Origin of the sequence: Mycobacterium lacus (assembly GCF_010731535.1) — a bacterium.
GTDB classification, from domain to species: domain Bacteria; phylum Actinomycetota; class Actinomycetes; order Mycobacteriales; family Mycobacteriaceae; genus Mycobacterium; species Mycobacterium lacus.
In genome coordinates this window covers 2572348-2586862 of the sequence record NZ_AP022581.1, presented here as the reverse complement: position 1 = coordinate 2586862, position 14515 = coordinate 2572348, and the positions used below count along the sequence as shown (strand labels likewise).

Annotated in this window: 14 protein-coding genes and 1 pseudogene; 11 read left to right on the top strand and 4 right to left on the bottom strand. The window is 64.4% G+C overall.

Going from position 1 to position 14515, the window contains the following annotated elements; all coding sequences use genetic code 11:
* The first annotated feature begins 33 nt into the window (after positions 1-33).
* Positions 34-933: a GTPase Era gene (era, locus tag G6N24_RS11865; RefSeq protein ID WP_085161066.1), complete on the top strand. Its 900-nt coding sequence runs from the start codon at positions 34-36 to the stop codon at positions 931-933.
* On the opposite strand, the gene G6N24_RS11860 is transcribed toward era, so the two are convergent.
* The gene (locus G6N24_RS11860; RefSeq protein WP_085161035.1) at positions 930-2384 is read right to left on the bottom strand and encodes an amidase; all 1455 of its coding nucleotides are present in this window, start codon (positions 2382-2384) and stop codon (positions 930-932) included. The genes era and G6N24_RS11860 overlap by 4 nt on opposite strands.
* A gap of 61 nt (positions 2385-2445) precedes the next feature.
* Between G6N24_RS11860 and recO the strand changes: the two genes are divergently transcribed.
* The 3 genes from recO to G6N24_RS11845 are packed head-to-tail and all read left to right on the top strand — an operon-like array spanning position 2446 to position 4557.
* Positions 2446-3243: a DNA repair protein RecO gene (gene recO, locus G6N24_RS11855; RefSeq protein ID WP_085161037.1), complete on the top strand. Its 798-nt coding sequence runs from the start codon at positions 2446-2448 to the stop codon at positions 3241-3243.
* Positions 3236-4129: a decaprenyl diphosphate synthase gene (locus tag G6N24_RS11850; protein ID WP_163745494.1), complete on the top strand. Its 894-nt coding sequence runs from the start codon at positions 3236-3238 to the stop codon at positions 4127-4129. Before recO ends, G6N24_RS11850 begins: the two co-directional genes overlap by 8 nt.
* A complete protein-coding gene (locus tag G6N24_RS11845) occupies positions 4129-4557 on the top strand; it encodes a hypothetical protein (RefSeq protein ID WP_085161041.1) in 429 nt (142 codons plus the stop codon). Before G6N24_RS11850 ends, G6N24_RS11845 begins: the two co-directional genes overlap by 1 nt.
* On the opposite strand, the gene G6N24_RS11840 is transcribed toward G6N24_RS11845, so the two are convergent.
* On the bottom strand, positions 4546-4947 hold the full coding sequence (locus G6N24_RS11840) for a Fur family transcriptional regulator (RefSeq protein WP_085161043.1): 402 nt from the start codon (positions 4945-4947) through the stop codon (positions 4546-4548). The genes G6N24_RS11845 and G6N24_RS11840 overlap by 12 nt on opposite strands.
* A gap of 52 nt (positions 4948-4999) precedes the next feature.
* The gene (locus G6N24_RS11835; protein ID WP_085161045.1) at positions 5000-5380 is read right to left on the bottom strand and encodes an ArsR/SmtB family transcription factor; all 381 of its coding nucleotides are present in this window, start codon (positions 5378-5380) and stop codon (positions 5000-5002) included.
* Between the two features lie 196 nt (positions 5381-5576).
* Here G6N24_RS11835 and G6N24_RS11830 point away from each other — a divergent pair, with 196 nt between their 5' ends.
* From G6N24_RS11830 to G6N24_RS11805, 7 genes and pseudogenes are all read left to right on the top strand, one after another.
* The gene (locus tag G6N24_RS11830) at positions 5577-6956 is read left to right on the top strand and encodes a glycine--tRNA ligase (RefSeq protein ID WP_085161047.1); all 1380 of its coding nucleotides are present in this window, start codon (positions 5577-5579) and stop codon (positions 6954-6956) included.
* Between the two features lie 109 nt (positions 6957-7065).
* A complete protein-coding gene (locus G6N24_RS11825) occupies positions 7066-8961 on the top strand; it encodes a PPE family protein (protein ID WP_211278721.1) in 1896 nt (631 codons plus the stop codon).
* Between the two features lie 120 nt (positions 8962-9081).
* A pseudogene (locus G6N24_RS26080) lies at positions 9082-9912 on the top strand (PPE family protein); the annotation flags it as partial.
* A 30-nt stretch (positions 9913-9942) separates the two neighbouring features.
* Positions 9943-10896 carry a beta strand repeat-containing protein gene (locus G6N24_RS25820; RefSeq protein ID WP_443677544.1) on the top strand — a complete coding sequence of 318 codons (954 nt, stop codon included), beginning with the start codon at positions 9943-9945 and terminating at the stop codon, positions 10894-10896.
* A gap of 536 nt (positions 10897-11432) precedes the next feature.
* Entirely contained in the window at positions 11433-12611 is a 1179-nt protein-coding gene (locus G6N24_RS11815; RefSeq protein WP_085161068.1) for a PPE family protein, read from the top strand.
* 84 nt (positions 12612-12695) lie between these two features.
* Positions 12696-12992, top strand: a complete 297-nt coding sequence (locus tag G6N24_RS11810; protein WP_085161070.1) for a WXG100 family type VII secretion target — start codon at positions 12696-12698, stop codon at positions 12990-12992.
* A gap of 13 nt (positions 12993-13005) precedes the next feature.
* Entirely contained in the window at positions 13006-13290 is a 285-nt protein-coding gene (locus tag G6N24_RS11805) for a WXG100 family type VII secretion target (RefSeq protein WP_085161053.1), read from the top strand.
* A 255-nt stretch (positions 13291-13545) separates the two neighbouring features.
* Here G6N24_RS11805 and G6N24_RS11800 read toward each other — a convergent pair whose 3' ends face one another.
* The gene (locus G6N24_RS11800) at positions 13546-14268 is read right to left on the bottom strand and encodes a GAP family protein (RefSeq protein ID WP_085161055.1); all 723 of its coding nucleotides are present in this window, start codon (positions 14266-14268) and stop codon (positions 13546-13548) included.
* Positions 14269-14515: the final 247 nt, after the last annotated feature.

Below are 14515 nucleotides of genomic sequence, written 5' to 3'. Positions count from 1 at the left end.
CGCCCTGTGTGCACGTTCGGCGAGGAAACGCGGGTGAGCGAATTCCATTCGGGCTTCGTGTGTTTGGTCGGCAGGCCCAACACCGGCAAGTCGACGCTGACCAACGCGCTCGTGGGCGCGAAAGTGGCGATCACCTCGACGAGACCGCAGACCACCCGGCATGCCATTCGGGGGATCGTGCACCGGGAGAACTTCCAGATCATTCTCGTCGACACCCCCGGCCTGCACCGGCCGCGCACCCTGCTGGGCAAGCGGCTCAACGACCTGGTCCGAAACACCTATGCCGAGGTCGACGTCATCGGCCTATGCATCCCGGCCGACGAGGCGATCGGTCCGGGCGACCGATGGATCATCAACGAGGTCCGTTCGATCGCTCCCAAGACGACGCTGGTCATCGTCGTCACCAAGATCGACAAAGTGCCCAGGGAGCGGCTGGCCGCCCAGCTGGTAGCGGCCAGCGAGCTGGTGGGCAATTCGGCAGAAGTGGTTCCGGTGTCGGCCGTTACCGGCGAACAAGTCGACGTACTGATCGACGTGCTGGCCGCGGCGTTGCCCCCGGGGCCGGCGTACTACCCCGACGGGGAGCTGACCGACGAACCCGAGGAGATGCTGATGGCCGAGCTCATCCGCGAGGCCGCCCTGGAGGGAGTGCGCGAGGAGCTGCCGCATTCGTTGGCGGTGGTGATCGAGGAGGTAAACAGGCGTGACGGCAGGGACGATCTCATCGACGTGCACGCCGTGTTATACGTCGAGCGGGATAGCCAGAAGGGAATCGTCATCGGCAAGGGCGGTGCCCGGCTGCGGGAAGTGGGCACCGCGGCGCGCAACCAGATCGAGAAGCTGCTCGGAACCAGGATCTACCTCGACTTGCGTGTCAAAGTTGCCAAGAACTGGCAGCGCGACCCGAAACAGCTTGGTCGACTGGGGTTTTAACCCTCCCACCACACCTGCGGCTGCTTGGTCGCCCAGCCGCAGACGGCTTCCAGCTCGGCGGCCAGCGAGATCAACATGCCCTCGCTGTTCGCCGGACCCATCAGCTGCACCCCGATGGGTAAGCCGTCGGCGGTGAACCCCGCCGGCACGTTGATCGCCGGCCAGCCCAGCAGGTTCCACGGCCACGTCAACGGGCACGCGGCGATCATCGCGCGGTCGGTGGCGAGGCCGCCCAGCGTGTCGAAGGCGCGCGCCAGCGGCGGTGGCTGCGCGGTGGTCGGTGCCAACACCACGTCGACGATGTCGAAGATCGAGCCCACCCGACGCTGATCGGCGGCTTCGTGCCGGCGCGCGCTGCGCAGAATCGCCTGACCCAACACGTGGCCCGTGCGCAGATTGGACACGGTGCGCGGATCGAGGGTGACACCGTTGCCGAGCCGTTCCTCCCATTCCCACAGGCCCGCGGTGGACCGAGCGAGAAAGTTCCACGCCAGCCGCAGACCGTAGTCCGGGTTGCCCGGCACCACCGTGTGACCGAGCAGCTCGAGCTGTTCGCCGACCCGTTGCGTCGCAGCCAGGATTTCGGGATGCAACTTGGCCCGGAAAAACGTGTACGGGAACCGCGTTGACAACGCGATCTTGAGCGGACCCGGTGCGATGCCGACGTAGTCGGATGCCGTGACCGGGGGCGGTTTGTGCCGATCGCCCGCCACGTTTCCCGACGCGGCGTCGAGCACCAATGCCGCGTCGGCCACCGTGCGGGCCAGCACGCCGTTGACCGTGATGCCGTTGAACGCCTCGGGCAACGGCCAGGTGGAGATGCGCCCACGTTGCGGCTTGATGCCCACCAGGTGTGTCCACGCTGCCGGGATGCGCACGCTGCCGGCGCCGTCGGAGCCAATTGCCGCGGTGACCAGCCCCGCGGCCACCGCAGCCGCGCTACCGCCCGAGGATCCGCCCGGCGTGTGCCGGCGCGACCAGGGGTTTCGGGTGTGTCCGAATCCAGGTCCGCTGGTGAATGGCCATTGGCCCAGTTCGCAAGTGTTGGTCTTGCCGACGATCACCGCCCCGGCCACCTTCAGGCGCCGAACAACCTCGGCGTCGTGAGTAGCGGGCGGGACGTACCCATCGGTGCCGTAGGCGGTTGGCACTCCAGCAACGTCGACGTCGTCTTTGACCGCGATCGGGATACCCAGCAAGGGCGCGGTGTCACCCGCGGCCCGTCGCCGGTCGGCCGCCGCCGCGTCGGCGAGCGCGGACTCGGTGAGCACCACGCGAAAGGCGTTCAGGGTGGACTGGCTGATGTCGATCGCGCGCAGGGAGCGGCGCACCAGCTGATCGGACGTCACGGAGCCGGCGGCCAGCTGGTAGAGCAGGTCGGTGAGGGTGGGCAGGCGCTGGCTGCCGTGTGCAGATGTGGGTCCAGAAGCGGACGCGGAAGCGCCAATCACGGGGTACGAGACTATCGGCGCGGATACCCGTGATGTCGCGGTGGGGTGCAAAACTGTTGTGATGCGGCTGTATCGGGACCGGGCTGTGGTGTTGCGCCAGCACAAGCTCGGCGAAGCCGACCGGATCGTCACCCTGTTGACCCGCGATCACGGGCTGGTGCGCGCGGTGGCCAAAGGTGTGCGCCGCACCCGCAGCAAATTTGGCGCGCGCCTGGAGCCGTTCGCGCATATCGACGCGCAACTACACCCCGGCCGCAACCTCGACGTCGTCACCCAGGTCGTCTCCATCGACGCGTTCGCCACCGACATCGTCAGCGACTACGGCCGATACACCTGCGGCTGCGCGATGCTGGAAACCGCCGAACGCCTCGCCGGTGAGGAGCGGGCGCCCGCCCCGGCTCTGCATCGACTCACGGTGAGCGCGCTGCGCGCGGTGGCCGACGGCCGTCGGCCCCGTGACCTGCTGTTGGACGCCTATCTACTGCGTGCCATGAGCATCGCCGGATGGGCGCCGGCGCTGACCGAGTGCGCCCGTTGCGCCATCCCCGGTCCGCATCGGGCGTTTCACATCGCCGCCGGGGGCAGTGTGTGCGCGCATTGCCGCCCGGCAGGTTCGACCACGCCGCCGTTGGGTGTGCTGGACCTGATGTCCGCGCTGCATGACGGTGATTGGGAGGCCGCAGAGCAGGCACCGCAATCGCATCGCAGCTACGTCAGCGGATTGGTGGCCGCACACCTGCAATGGCATCTGGAACGACAGCTCAAAACATTGCCACTGGTAGAGCGGTCATACCAGGCCGATCGTTCGGTTGTCGAACGTCGCGCCGCGCTGATCGGGCAGGATATGGAGTGTGGCTAGCAAGGCAGAGCGACAGCTGAGGTCCACCGACTTCCCACAACTGCCCCCGGTGCCCGACGACTATCCAACCTTTCCCGACAAGTCGACCTGGCCGGTTGTCTTCCCGCAGCTGCCACCGTCGCCCGACGGGGGACCGCTCCGGCCGCCGCAACACATTTCGAAGGCGGCTGCGCCACGGATTCTGGCCGACCGGATGCCCACTCATGTCGCCATCGTGATGGACGGCAACGGCCGCTGGGCCACGCAGCGCGGACTGCGCCGCACCGAAGGCCACAAGGCGGGTGAGGCCGTGGTACTCGATATCGTCTGCGGCGCTATCGAACTTGGGATCAAATGGCTGAGTCTCTACGCTTTCTCGACCGAAAACTGGAAGCGTTCCCCCGAGGAAGTGCGCTTCCTCATGGGGTTCAACCGAGACGTGGTACGGCATCGGCGCGACATCCTCAACACGATGGGCGTCCGGGTCCGCTGGTCGGGTTCACGACTGAGGTTATGGCGCAGCGTCATCAAAGAACTCGAGGTCGCCGAGAAGATGACGAAGAACAACAACGTCATCACCATCAACTACTGCGTCAACTACGGCGGCCGAACCGAAATCGCCGAAGCAACAAGGCAAATCGCCCGTGAAGTCGCCGCGGGCAGGCTGAACCCGGAGCGGATCACCGAGTCGACCATCTCCCGGCACCTGCAGCTGCCCGACGTACCCGATGTGGACCTGTTTCTGCGTACCTCCGGTGAGCACCGGTCGAGCAATTTCATGTTGTGGCAGGCGGCGTATGCCGAATACGTCTTCCAGGACAAGCTGTGGCCTGACTATGACCGTCGCGACTTGTGGGCGGCCTGCGAGGAATACGCGTCCCGCAATCGACGATTCGGGAGCGCCTAGTGCCATCTCTGCAGGAGCGGCTGGCATCAATACTGCGCGACGTCCTTTCCCTCGAAGAGGAAGCCGACGGCAGTCTCACGGTCCGCCATGATGGCACGTTCGCTTCGTTACGGGTGGTGACCATCGTCGAAGACCTCGACCTGGTTTCCCTGACGCAGATATTGGTGTGGGACCTGCCGCTGACCAAGAAGATCCGCGATCAGGTGGCCAAACAGGCGCAGCATTCGAACTTCGGCTCCGTGACGATGGTGGAAAAGGTCGGGGACAAGGCCGTACAGCGAGACTCGGGCAAGGGTGCGGCCAAAACGGCAGACGTGATGCTGCGATACAACTTTCCCGGCGCCGGCTTGACAGACGACGCGCTGCGCACTCTGATCCTGCTGGTGCTGGATACGGGAACTCAGATGCGCCGCGCTCTAATCGCCTAACGCCCTGCAGTCTGAGCAGGTGCCAAAGATCTCTATCGTGTGGCTGACGTCGGAAAAGCCATGCTTGGTGGCCACTTCGGCGGCCCACATTTCGACTTCGTGGTCACCCACCTCGATGGTGGCCCCGCAGCTGCGGCACACCAGGTGGTGGTGATGGTGCTCCGAGCACCTGCGATACACCGACTCGCCAGTGTCGGTTCGCAGCGTGTCGAGGATGCCCGCCGCGGCCATCGACTGCAGCGTTCGGTAGACGGTGGTCAGGCCGATGTTCTCGCCGCGGCTGCGCAGTTCGTCATGCAGCTCCTGGGCTGAGCGGAATTCGTCGAGCGTCTCCAGCAGGGTCGAGATCGCCGCTCGTTGACGGGTGGAACGGGCGCCGGCTCCTGTCATAGCTGCCCCCCGTAAGCGGGCGGTGCCCCCACTGCATCGTCGCCCGCGCGGGTCACTGCGCATCCTCGCCGGCGTGGGCGACCGCGTCGACGACGATGTGCGCCAAGTGGTGGTCCGCCAGCCGATACAAGACTTCGCGGCCGGACCGCTCACCGGCGACCACGCCCGCCGCCTTGAGGATCTTGAGGTGTTGACTGACCAGCGGCTGTGGCACGCCCAGCGCGTCGACCAGTTCGTGCACGCAGCGCTCAGATTCGTGCAATTGCAGCACGATGGCGATCCGCACGGGCGCGGCGAGCGCCCGCAGCAGCTCGCCGGCGGCGTCGAGAATCTCCCGTGGTGGCGGCGCGGGGAACTCCGTACGAGCGGCGACGTGTTCGTGGTCGCCGCCCACGGCTGAGAATGAATCTTGGGCGGCGGGGGACGTCACCATGTCGGAGTCATCACCTCGTGGAGTAGCCGGCATCGAGAAGCCTGGTGGCTGACCTCCACTGTCACATGCGTGATAACGCATGTCAAAAGACGGGGATGGGTCGTAGGTGCCGGTCGTTACCATGACTGGTGTTTTGCGAGCCGCGGTCACCGCTGCACGCGTCGGCCCCGATCCTGGCGAAGGGAGTCACGGCCCCGTGGCGTCTGTCATCGACACCGTAGTCAACCTGGCCAAACGGCGGGGCTTCGTCTATCCCTCGGGTGAGATCTACGGCGGCACAAAATCGGCGTGGGACTACGGTCCGTTGGGGGTTGAGCTCAAAGAGAACATCAAACGGCAATGGTGGCGCTCGGTGGTCACCGGCCGCGACGACGTCGTGGGCATCGACTCGTCGATCATCCTGCCGCGAGAGGTCTGGGTGGCCTCCGGCCACGTCGAGGTCTTCCACGACCCGCTGGTCGAGTCGCTGATCACGCACAAGCGTTACCGCGCCGACCATCTCATCGAGGCCTATGAAGCCAAACACGGGCAGCCGCCGCCCAACGGGTTGGCCGATATCCGCGACCCGGACACCGGCGAGCCCGGGCAGTGGACCGAGCCACGCGAATTCAACATGATGCTCAAGACTTTTCTCGGACCCATCGAGACCGAGGAGGGGCTGCACTATCTGCGCCCGGAGACCGCGCAGGGCATCTTCATCAACTTTGCGAACGTGGTGACGACGGCTCGCAAGAAGCCGCCCTTCGGTATCGGGCAGATCGGCAAGAGCTTCCGCAACGAGATCACGCCGGGCAACTTCATTTTCCGCACCCGCGAGTTCGAGCAGATGGAGATGGAGTTCTTCGTTGAGCCGTCGACCGCAAGGCAGTGGCATCAGTATTGGATCGACACCAGGCTGCAATGGTATGTCGACCTCGGCATCGACCCCGCCAACCTGCGCTTGTGGGAGCATCCCAAGGACAAGCTGTCGCACTACTCCGACCGCACCGTCGATATCGAGTACAAGTTCGGCTTCGTCGGTAACCCGTGGGGCGAGCTGGAAGGTGTGGCCAACCGAACCGATTTCGACTTATCAACGCACGCAAAGCATTCCGGTGTCGACCTATCGTTCTACGACCAGGTCGCCGACGCCCGGTACACGCCGTATGTCATCGAACCGGCGGCCGGCCTGACCCGCTCGTTCATGGCGTTTTTGATCGACGCCTACAGCGAGGACGAGGCTCCAAATGCCAAGGGTGGGATGGACAAGCGTGCGCTGCTTCGACTGGACCCGCGGCTGGCGCCGGTCAAGGCCGCTGTGTTGCCGCTGTCCAGGCACGCCGACCTGAGCCCGAAGGCGCGCGACTTGGCCGCCGAGCTGCGGAAATGCTGGAACGTCGAGTTCGACGATGCCGGCGCCATCGGCCGCCGTTACCGGCGCCAGGACGAGATCGGCACGCCGTTCTGCGTGACGGTGGATTTCGATTCACTGGACGACAACGCAGTCACCGTGCGCGAGCGCGACGCCATGACCCAGGAGCGGATCTCGATGGACGCCGTCGCCGATTATCTGGCAGTGCGGCTCAAGGGCAGCTAGCCGCCACCGCCGGGTGGGTGATCGATGCTTGCCGGGGGTGGCGCGTGTCGTTTGCGGTAACGGCGGGGTGTGCGGTTGAGAATATTCGGTTAGAGGAGGGCGGTGGGTGATGAGTTTTTCGGTGTTGCCGCCGGAGATCAATTCGTTGCGGATGTTCTCTGGGGCGGGTTCGGGGCCGATGTTGGCGGCGGCGGTGGCCTGGGACGGGTTGGCGTCGGAGTTGGGTTCGGCGGCGGATTTGTTTGCGTCGGTGACTTCGGGGTTGGCGGGTCAGGGGTGGCAGGGTGCGGCGTCGGCGGCGATGGTGGCTGCGGCGGCGCCGTATGCGGGGTGGTTGAGTGCGGCGGCGGCGCGGGCTGCGGGGGCCTCGGCTCAGGCGCGGGCGGTGGCGGGTGTGTTTGAGGCGGCGCGGGCGGCCACGGTTCATCCGCTGGTGGTGGCGGCCAACCGTCGTGGGTTTGTGCAGTTGGTGTTGGCGAATGTGTTGGGGCAGAATGCGCCGGCGATTGCGGCTGCTGAGGCTGCCTATGAACAGATGTGGGCCGCGGATGTGGCCGCGATGGCGGGGTATCACGCGGGGGCGTCGGCGGTGGCGGCGCAGCTGGCGCCCTGGCACGGATCGCCGCCGGGTTCGTCAACGCTGTCGGGTTTGCTGGGGGGCGCCGCGCCGGCCGCGGCAGCCGCGGGCGGCGTGCAGGCGGCCGCCCGAGCGCTCGGCGCGCAGGCAAATGCGATGCCCGCCGCCGCGGCGCAGTCCCTTACCGACCTGAGTCTGAACCTGGGCCTCGGGAACATCGGCACACTGAACGTGGGCGGCGGAAACATCGGCAACCTGAACTTCGGCAGCGGAAACGTCAACGATTGGAATTGGGGAAGCGGAAATTACGGTAACGACAACCTCGGCTCCGGAAATATAGGAACCGGAAACACCGGTAGCGGTAACATCGGTGACTTTAACATCGGTAGCGGAAACTTTGGCAGTGGGAACCTGGGCAGCGGGAATATCGGCAGCATCAACCTGGGTAGCGGAAACTTCGGCACGATCAACATCGGCAACGGAAACAACGGCGACGTCAACATAGGCAGCGGAAACATCGGCGACTTCAACTTCGGCAGCGGAAACATCGGCAGCACCAATTTCGGCTTTGGCAACACCGGAGACACCAATTTCGGCTTTGGGAACAAGGGCAACAACAACATCGGATTCGGGCTGACTGGCAACAATAAATTCGGCTTCGGCGAACTGAACTCCGGCAGCGGAAACTTCGGATTGTTCAACTCCGGCAACAACAATATCGGCTTCTTCAACTCCGGTAATGGAAATATTGGCTTCTTCAACTCGGGCAACGGAAACACGGGCTTTGGAAATGCGGGTAACTTCAACACCGGCTTCTGGCACTCCGGTAATTCGAACACTGGCTTCGGCAGTGCCGGTAGCGGAAACTTCGGTATCTTCGACGGCGGAAATTCGAACTTCGGTAGCTTTAACGTGGGCTTCGAGAACACCGGCTTCGCAAATTCGGGTGCTGGAAACACGGGATTTTTCAACTCGGGCGACTCGAACACCGGCTTCGCAAATTCTGGCAACGTCAACACCGGGTTCTTCAACGCGGGCAATATCAACACCGGCTTCTGGGACGCGGGTGACCTCAACACCGGCATTGGCAGCGCACTCACTCAAACAGTCGGCAACTCCGGCTTCGGAAACCTGGGCACCGGCAACTCGGGCTGGGGGAACAATGATCCCTCGGGCACCGGAAACTCCGGCTTCTTCAACTTCGGGACAGGTAACTCGGGCATCTCGAACGCGGGCGCCGGGTTCACGCCCGGCTTCAACTCCGGATACGGAAACATCGGCGGCCATAATGCGGGAATTACCAACTCGGGTAGCCGGCTCGCGGGTATCTCCAACTCGGGCGACGACAGTTCGGGCATCGTAAATTCGGGCAGCCAGAATTCCGGTGGGTTCAACGTGGGCAATATGCTGTCGGGCTTCTTCCGGTAGCCATCGAAGCCGTCTGTCGGTAGACGCATCGACGGGGGCCTGTGGTGGGTGGCGCGTGTCGTTTGCGGTAACGGCGGGGTGTGCGGTTGAGAATATTCGGTTAGAGGAGGGCGGTGGGTGATGAGTTTTTCGGTGTTGCCGCCGGAGATCAATTCGTTGCGGATGTTCTCTGGGGCGGGTTCGGGGCCGATGTTGGCGGCGGCGGTGGCCTGGGACGGGTTGGCGTCGGAGTTGGGTTCGGCGGCGGATTTGTTTGCGTCGGTGACTTCGGGGTTGGCGGGTCAGGGGTGGCAGGGTGCGGCGTCGGCGGCGATGGTGGCTGCGGCGGCGCCGTATGCGGGGTGGTTGAGTGCGGCGGCGGCGCGGGCTGCGGGGGCCTCGGCTCAGGCGCGGGCGGTGGCGGGTGTGTTTGAGGCGGCGCGGGCGGCCACGGTTCATCCGCTGGTGGTGGCGGCCAACCGTCGTGGGTTTGTGCAGTTGGTGTTGGCGAATGTGTTGGGGCAGAATGCGCCGGCGATTGCGGCTGCTGAGGCTGCCTATGAACAGATGTGGGCCGCGGATGTGGCCGCGATGGCGGGGTATCACGCGGGGGCGTCGGCGGTGGCGGCGCAGCTGGCGCCCTGGCACGGACCGCTGTCCGCCCCAGCTTCCAGCGTGCCGGCACCTCTGCAGGGCATCAACTTCGGCTTCGGCAACATCGGCTCCCTGAATGTGGGTAGCGGAAACACCGGTGACACCAACTTTGGCAGCGGCAATAGCGGTGACACCAACCTGGGCAGCGGCAACATCGGCAGCCTCAACCTGGGCAGCGGCAACATCGGTAACACCAACCTGGGCAGCGGCAACATCGGCAACCAAAACCTGGGCAGCGGCAACATCGGTTCCAGCAACCTGGGCAGCGGCAACATCGGTTCCAGCAACCTGGGCAGCGGCAACGTCGGCAACCAAAATCTGGGCAGCGGCAACATCGGCAACACGAACTTGGGCAGCGGCAACAATGGAAGCTCTAACGTCGGCGGCGGGAATTTCGGCAGCAACAACTGGGGCTTCGGGAACACCGGCAGCGGGAATATCGGCTTCGGTAACACGGGCAACAACAACATCGGATTCGGGCTGACCGGCAACGGTCAATTTGGGTTCGGCAATCTGAATTCCGGCAGCGGAAACATCGGTTTGTTCAACTCCGGTACCAACAATGTCGGCTTCTTCAACTCGGGCACCGGCAACGTGGGCTTTGGGAACTCGGGCATTTCGAACACGGGCTTCGGGAATGCGGGCAATGTCAACACGGGATTCTGGAATGGCGGCAGCACCAACACGGGCTTCGCCGACGCCGGCAATGGAAATACCGGCTTCTTCAACGGCGGCAACGGCAACTCGGGCAGCTTTAATGCCGGCAACGTCAACTCGAGCTTCGGGAATGCGGGCAACTTCAACACCGGATTCCTTAATGCGGGCGACACCAACACGGGCTTCACAAATGCGGGCGACGTCAACACCGGGTTCTTTAACTCGGGCAACACCAACACCGGGGGCTTCAACGCGGGCGGCCTTAACACGGGCTTCTTCAGCGCAGTGACCCAAGTCGGGCCGAACTCGGGCTTCTTCAACGTCGGCACCGGTAACTCCGGTTTTGGGCAGAACGACCCGTCGGGCAGCGGCAACTCGGGATTCCAGCAATCAGGTTTCGGTAACTCGGGCTGGGTCAATACCAGCACCACAATGGCCTTCGGAGGAAACTCAGGTATTCTCAACACCGGCTACGGCAATTCGGGTTATTATAACGGGGCAGTCGACAACTCGGGCATCTTTGTGATCGGCAACATCACAGGTGCCATCAGTTCGGGCTTATTCAACTCCGGCAGTGGCAACTCGGGCCTGTTCAACAACGGCAATTTCGTGTCAGGTTTCTTCAAGGGGTTGTTCGGCGGTTAGTGGTGATCGCTTCTCGTGTTGGCGCCGCAGTGATGAACTACTAGGCGGAGGGGTTGTCCTGGGACGGGTCGGCCGCGCGCGATTACGGACGCATCTGAAAGGTGAGACGAAATCGCGTGACCGGGTGGCTCTAGGCAGGCTGCGGGCGGAACTCCATATTCGCTGAATATTGTCCAGCGCGCCCGCGCACGCCACGCCGCCGACCGACACCGACGGCCCCACCCACGCTCGGAATGCCGGTGAGTCGGCAAATTTTACTCCTACAACTTCCCACATGGCGCGCCATCCTCACCGGCGATGCCGTCGTCCAATCTGTTGACAGGTGGGCGTCCGGACGGGCGCCCGGCCGGGAGTCGTGACGGGCGCGGTTCAAGCGCTCCACATTTGCCGGCTAAGGATTTGGTGAAAGTCCGGGATTTTCGGTCTGGTTTGTCTTAGGCTTCAGCCGTGGTGTGCTTGGCCGCGGTGGGTGACTGCTGGGGTGTGTGGTTGATGGGGCCGTTAGCGCGGCGTGTTGGTTTGGGGTTGCGATGTCGATGATTCCTGGTTTTGTGTTTTTCCCGCCGGAGATTAACTCGGCGTTGATTTTTGCTGGCGCGGGGGCTGGGCCGTTGTTCACGGCGGCGGCGGCGTGGGATGGTTTGGCGACGGATTTGGCGGCGTCGGCGTCGTCGTTCGATTCGGTGATTGCGGGGTTGACGGGTGGGCCCTGGGCGGGTCCGGCGTCGGTGGCGATGGCGGCGGCGGCGGCACCGTATGTGGGTTGGTTGAGCGCGGCGGCGTCGCAGGCGGCGTTGGCGGCCGGTCAGGCTCGGGCGGCGGCGACGGCGTTCGAGACGGCGTTGGTGGCCACGGTGCATCCGGCGGCGGTGACGGCGAATCGGGTGTCGTTGGTGTCGTTGATCGCGACGAATTTCTTGGGTCAGAACACGCCGGCGATTGCGGCCACGGAGTTCGATTACATGGAGATGTGGGCGCAAGATGTGGCCGCGATGGTGGGCTATCACGGCGGGGCACTGGCGGTGGCGTCGACGTTGACGCCGTTTAGCGTGCCGCCGGTGGACTTGGCGGGGTTGGCCTCGCAGGTGGGTGCTGAGGTTGCTGGGACGATGTCGGCGGTGGTGGCTCCGGTGGTGCCGGTGGCTCAGGGGGCAGTGGCGGCGTTGCCCGGTGTGGTGACTGGTGTGCAGTCGTTGGCGTCGGCGGTGCCGGTGTCGACGTTGATGTCGGCGGCTCAGGTTGCGGCGTATCCGGCGAGCATGTTGATCTCGCCGATGATGTCGTTGGCGCAGAGCGCCAATGCGAGTTCGGCCGGGTTGGCTAATGCGGCGACCGTGGGGGCCGATATGCCGAAGTTTGTTGGTGACACCGCTCCAGGGTTGAAGGGGCTGGGCGGCGGTGCCGGTGGGCTGGGGGCGGAGATGGGTGCCGGTTTAGGAAAGGCGCATCTGGTGGGGTCGATGTCGGTGCCACCGACCTGGCAGGGGTCGATGCCCAAGGCGATGGCGTCGTCGGCGATGGCGGGGTTGGGTGCGATGAATCCCGCGGCCATGGCGCAGGCTGCCGGTACTGGTGGTATGGGGATGATGCCGATGCCAATGCCGATGGGTGGGGCCGGTGCTGGTATGCCCGCGGGAATGATGGGCCGCGGTGGGGCCAATCCGCATGTGGTGCAGGCGCGGCCCAGCGTGGTGCCGCGCATTGGGGTCGGATAGGGCGGGGGTGATAGGTCGGGGTCTTCGGTGCTTGTGGTGATGGATTGATTGTCGATTGACGGGATTGTGGAAGGGAGCGGTGTGGTGGCTACTCGGTTTATGACCGATCCGCACGCGATGCGGGCGATGGCTGGTCGGTTTGAGGTGCATGCGCAGACGGTTGAGGATGAGGCGCGGCGGATGTGGGCGTCGTCGCAGAACATTTCGGGTGCCGGCTGGAGTGGGCTGGCCGAGGCGACGTCGTTGGACACGATGAGCCAGATGAATCAGGCGTTTCGCAACATTGTGAACATGCTGCATGGGGTGCGGGACGGGTTGATCCGCGACGCGAATAACTATGAGCAGCAAGAGCAGGCTTCGCAGCAGGTCTTGAGCAGCTGAAAGGACGTTGGTGATGACGATTAATTACCAGTTTGGTGATGTGGATGCCCATGGGGCCACGATTCGGGCTCAGGCGGCGTCGTTGGAGGCTGAGCATCAGGCGATCGTGCGTGATGTGTTGGCGGCCGGTGATTTCTGGGGTGGTGCCGGGTCGGTGGCCTGCCAAGAGTTCATCACCCAGTTGGGCCGTAATTTCCAGGTGATCTACGAGCAGGCCAATGCTCATGGGCAGAAGGTACAAGCCGCGGGCAGCAACATGGCCAGCACCGACTCGGCGGTGGGTTCTAGCTGGGCCTAGCCAGTTCTAGGCTAGCCCTAGCCGGCGCCGGCGAGCGCCGGAACGGCGCGAGTGAGAAGCCGGGCCATCCAGCCCTAGCCACACTGTCAGGGGCGCGGGTAGCACCAGGGGGCACGTGCATTACCCGCGCCCTTGGCATGCCAACACGAACCGTGTTGCAGCGCAGCACAATACGAGCCAGGCCGGGACGGCGCGCCCATGTTGCCGGACGGGGCCGTCGCCGAAGCAGTTCGCCGTGGGGACGTGATGCTTTGCTCAGGCGTAGCCCATTCCGCTGGTCACCAGGAATACCCCCAGCATCGCGATGACGACGGCGAACAGCTGTTGCCGGCGACCTTTCACCCAGCCGTGCGCGACAGTCAGGGCCTGGCAGGTCTTTGCCGGTGCGACCAGTTGGCTTACGAGCGGGATCTCGACGAACGCCAGGGCCACGACGGAGTACACGGCGGCGGCTATCAGTTGGCTGCCGGTAGCGACTCCCGAGGCCAAGATGGCGGTAAGCGCCGCCAAATACCTGAGGTCCGTTGATAGCCCAAGTCCGATGATGAACGCCACCCATAGCGGTCTGGCCCGCAGCGCACCGTGGGCGTGCGTCGACAATCTGGAGAATGCGGTCGACGTCAGCGCCTGCAGATGCGACGGGTTGGCGCCGGGCAGAGCCACCCGGGCCCGCAAGCGCGGTGACAGCCCAAGCGCGAGGGCGGCGATCATCAACGCCACCACACCCATCGCGACCCGAACCTGCCCGCCCGCGGAACTGGCGGCGGCGAGTTGGACTCTCTGCATGACTGAAAGTGCGAAGTCCCGCAGCCCGAAGAGCACACCCAGCGCCATACCAACGCTGATTGTTACTCCGCCGAGCCAGCACGCGACCAGCTGACGAAGCGGCCGGGGTCGTGAGGACAAGAGGACGCTGATCCCGATACGCACGGGGTCGGCTGTCGCCACCAGAGCTAACACCAGCACTGTGCCCCACATGGCAGGGAACGCTACCGCGCCAGGGGCGGGTTGTCTTGTGCGATTAGCAGATTGGTTTGCCAATAACCGCCAGATCACGCGGTGCGATGACCGCCCAGAGTCATTTCTGGCGAACTCATAAGACGGCCAGCGGGACAAGCCATTTCACCGCCACCCCGGTGGCCCGGTCGTTGACCTCGAATTATTCGCCTGAAATGCCGGCACCCAAGCCGGAAGCGAAATGGGTCTATGAGGGTTCGGTTAAAAA

What these genes read in the sequence shown, in the direction of transcription:
- G6N24_RS11835 (WP_085161045.1), bottom strand. Translation starts at nt 5,380, where the DNA reads ATGGTGACGTCCCCCGCCGCCCAAGATTCATTCTCAGCCGTGGGCGGC.
- G6N24_RS11840 (WP_085161043.1), bottom strand. Translation starts at nt 4,947, where the DNA reads ATGACAGGAGCCGGCGCCCGTTCCACCCGTCAACGAGCGGCGATCTCG.
- G6N24_RS11815 (WP_085161068.1), top strand. Translation starts at nt 11,433, where the DNA reads ATGATTCCTGGTTTTGTGTTTTTCCCGCCGGAGATTAACTCGGCGTTG.
- G6N24_RS11800 (WP_085161055.1), bottom strand. Translation starts at nt 14,268, where the DNA reads ATGTGGGGCACAGTGCTGGTGTTAGCTCTGGTGGCGACAGCCGACCCC.
- G6N24_RS11805 (WP_085161053.1), top strand. Translation starts at nt 13,006, where the DNA reads ATGACGATTAATTACCAGTTTGGTGATGTGGATGCCCATGGGGCCACG.
- recO (WP_085161037.1), top strand. Translation starts at nt 2,446, where the DNA reads ATGCGGCTGTATCGGGACCGGGCTGTGGTGTTGCGCCAGCACAAGCTC.
- G6N24_RS11825 (WP_211278721.1), top strand. Translation starts at nt 7,066, where the DNA reads ATGAGTTTTTCGGTGTTGCCGCCGGAGATCAATTCGTTGCGGATGTTC.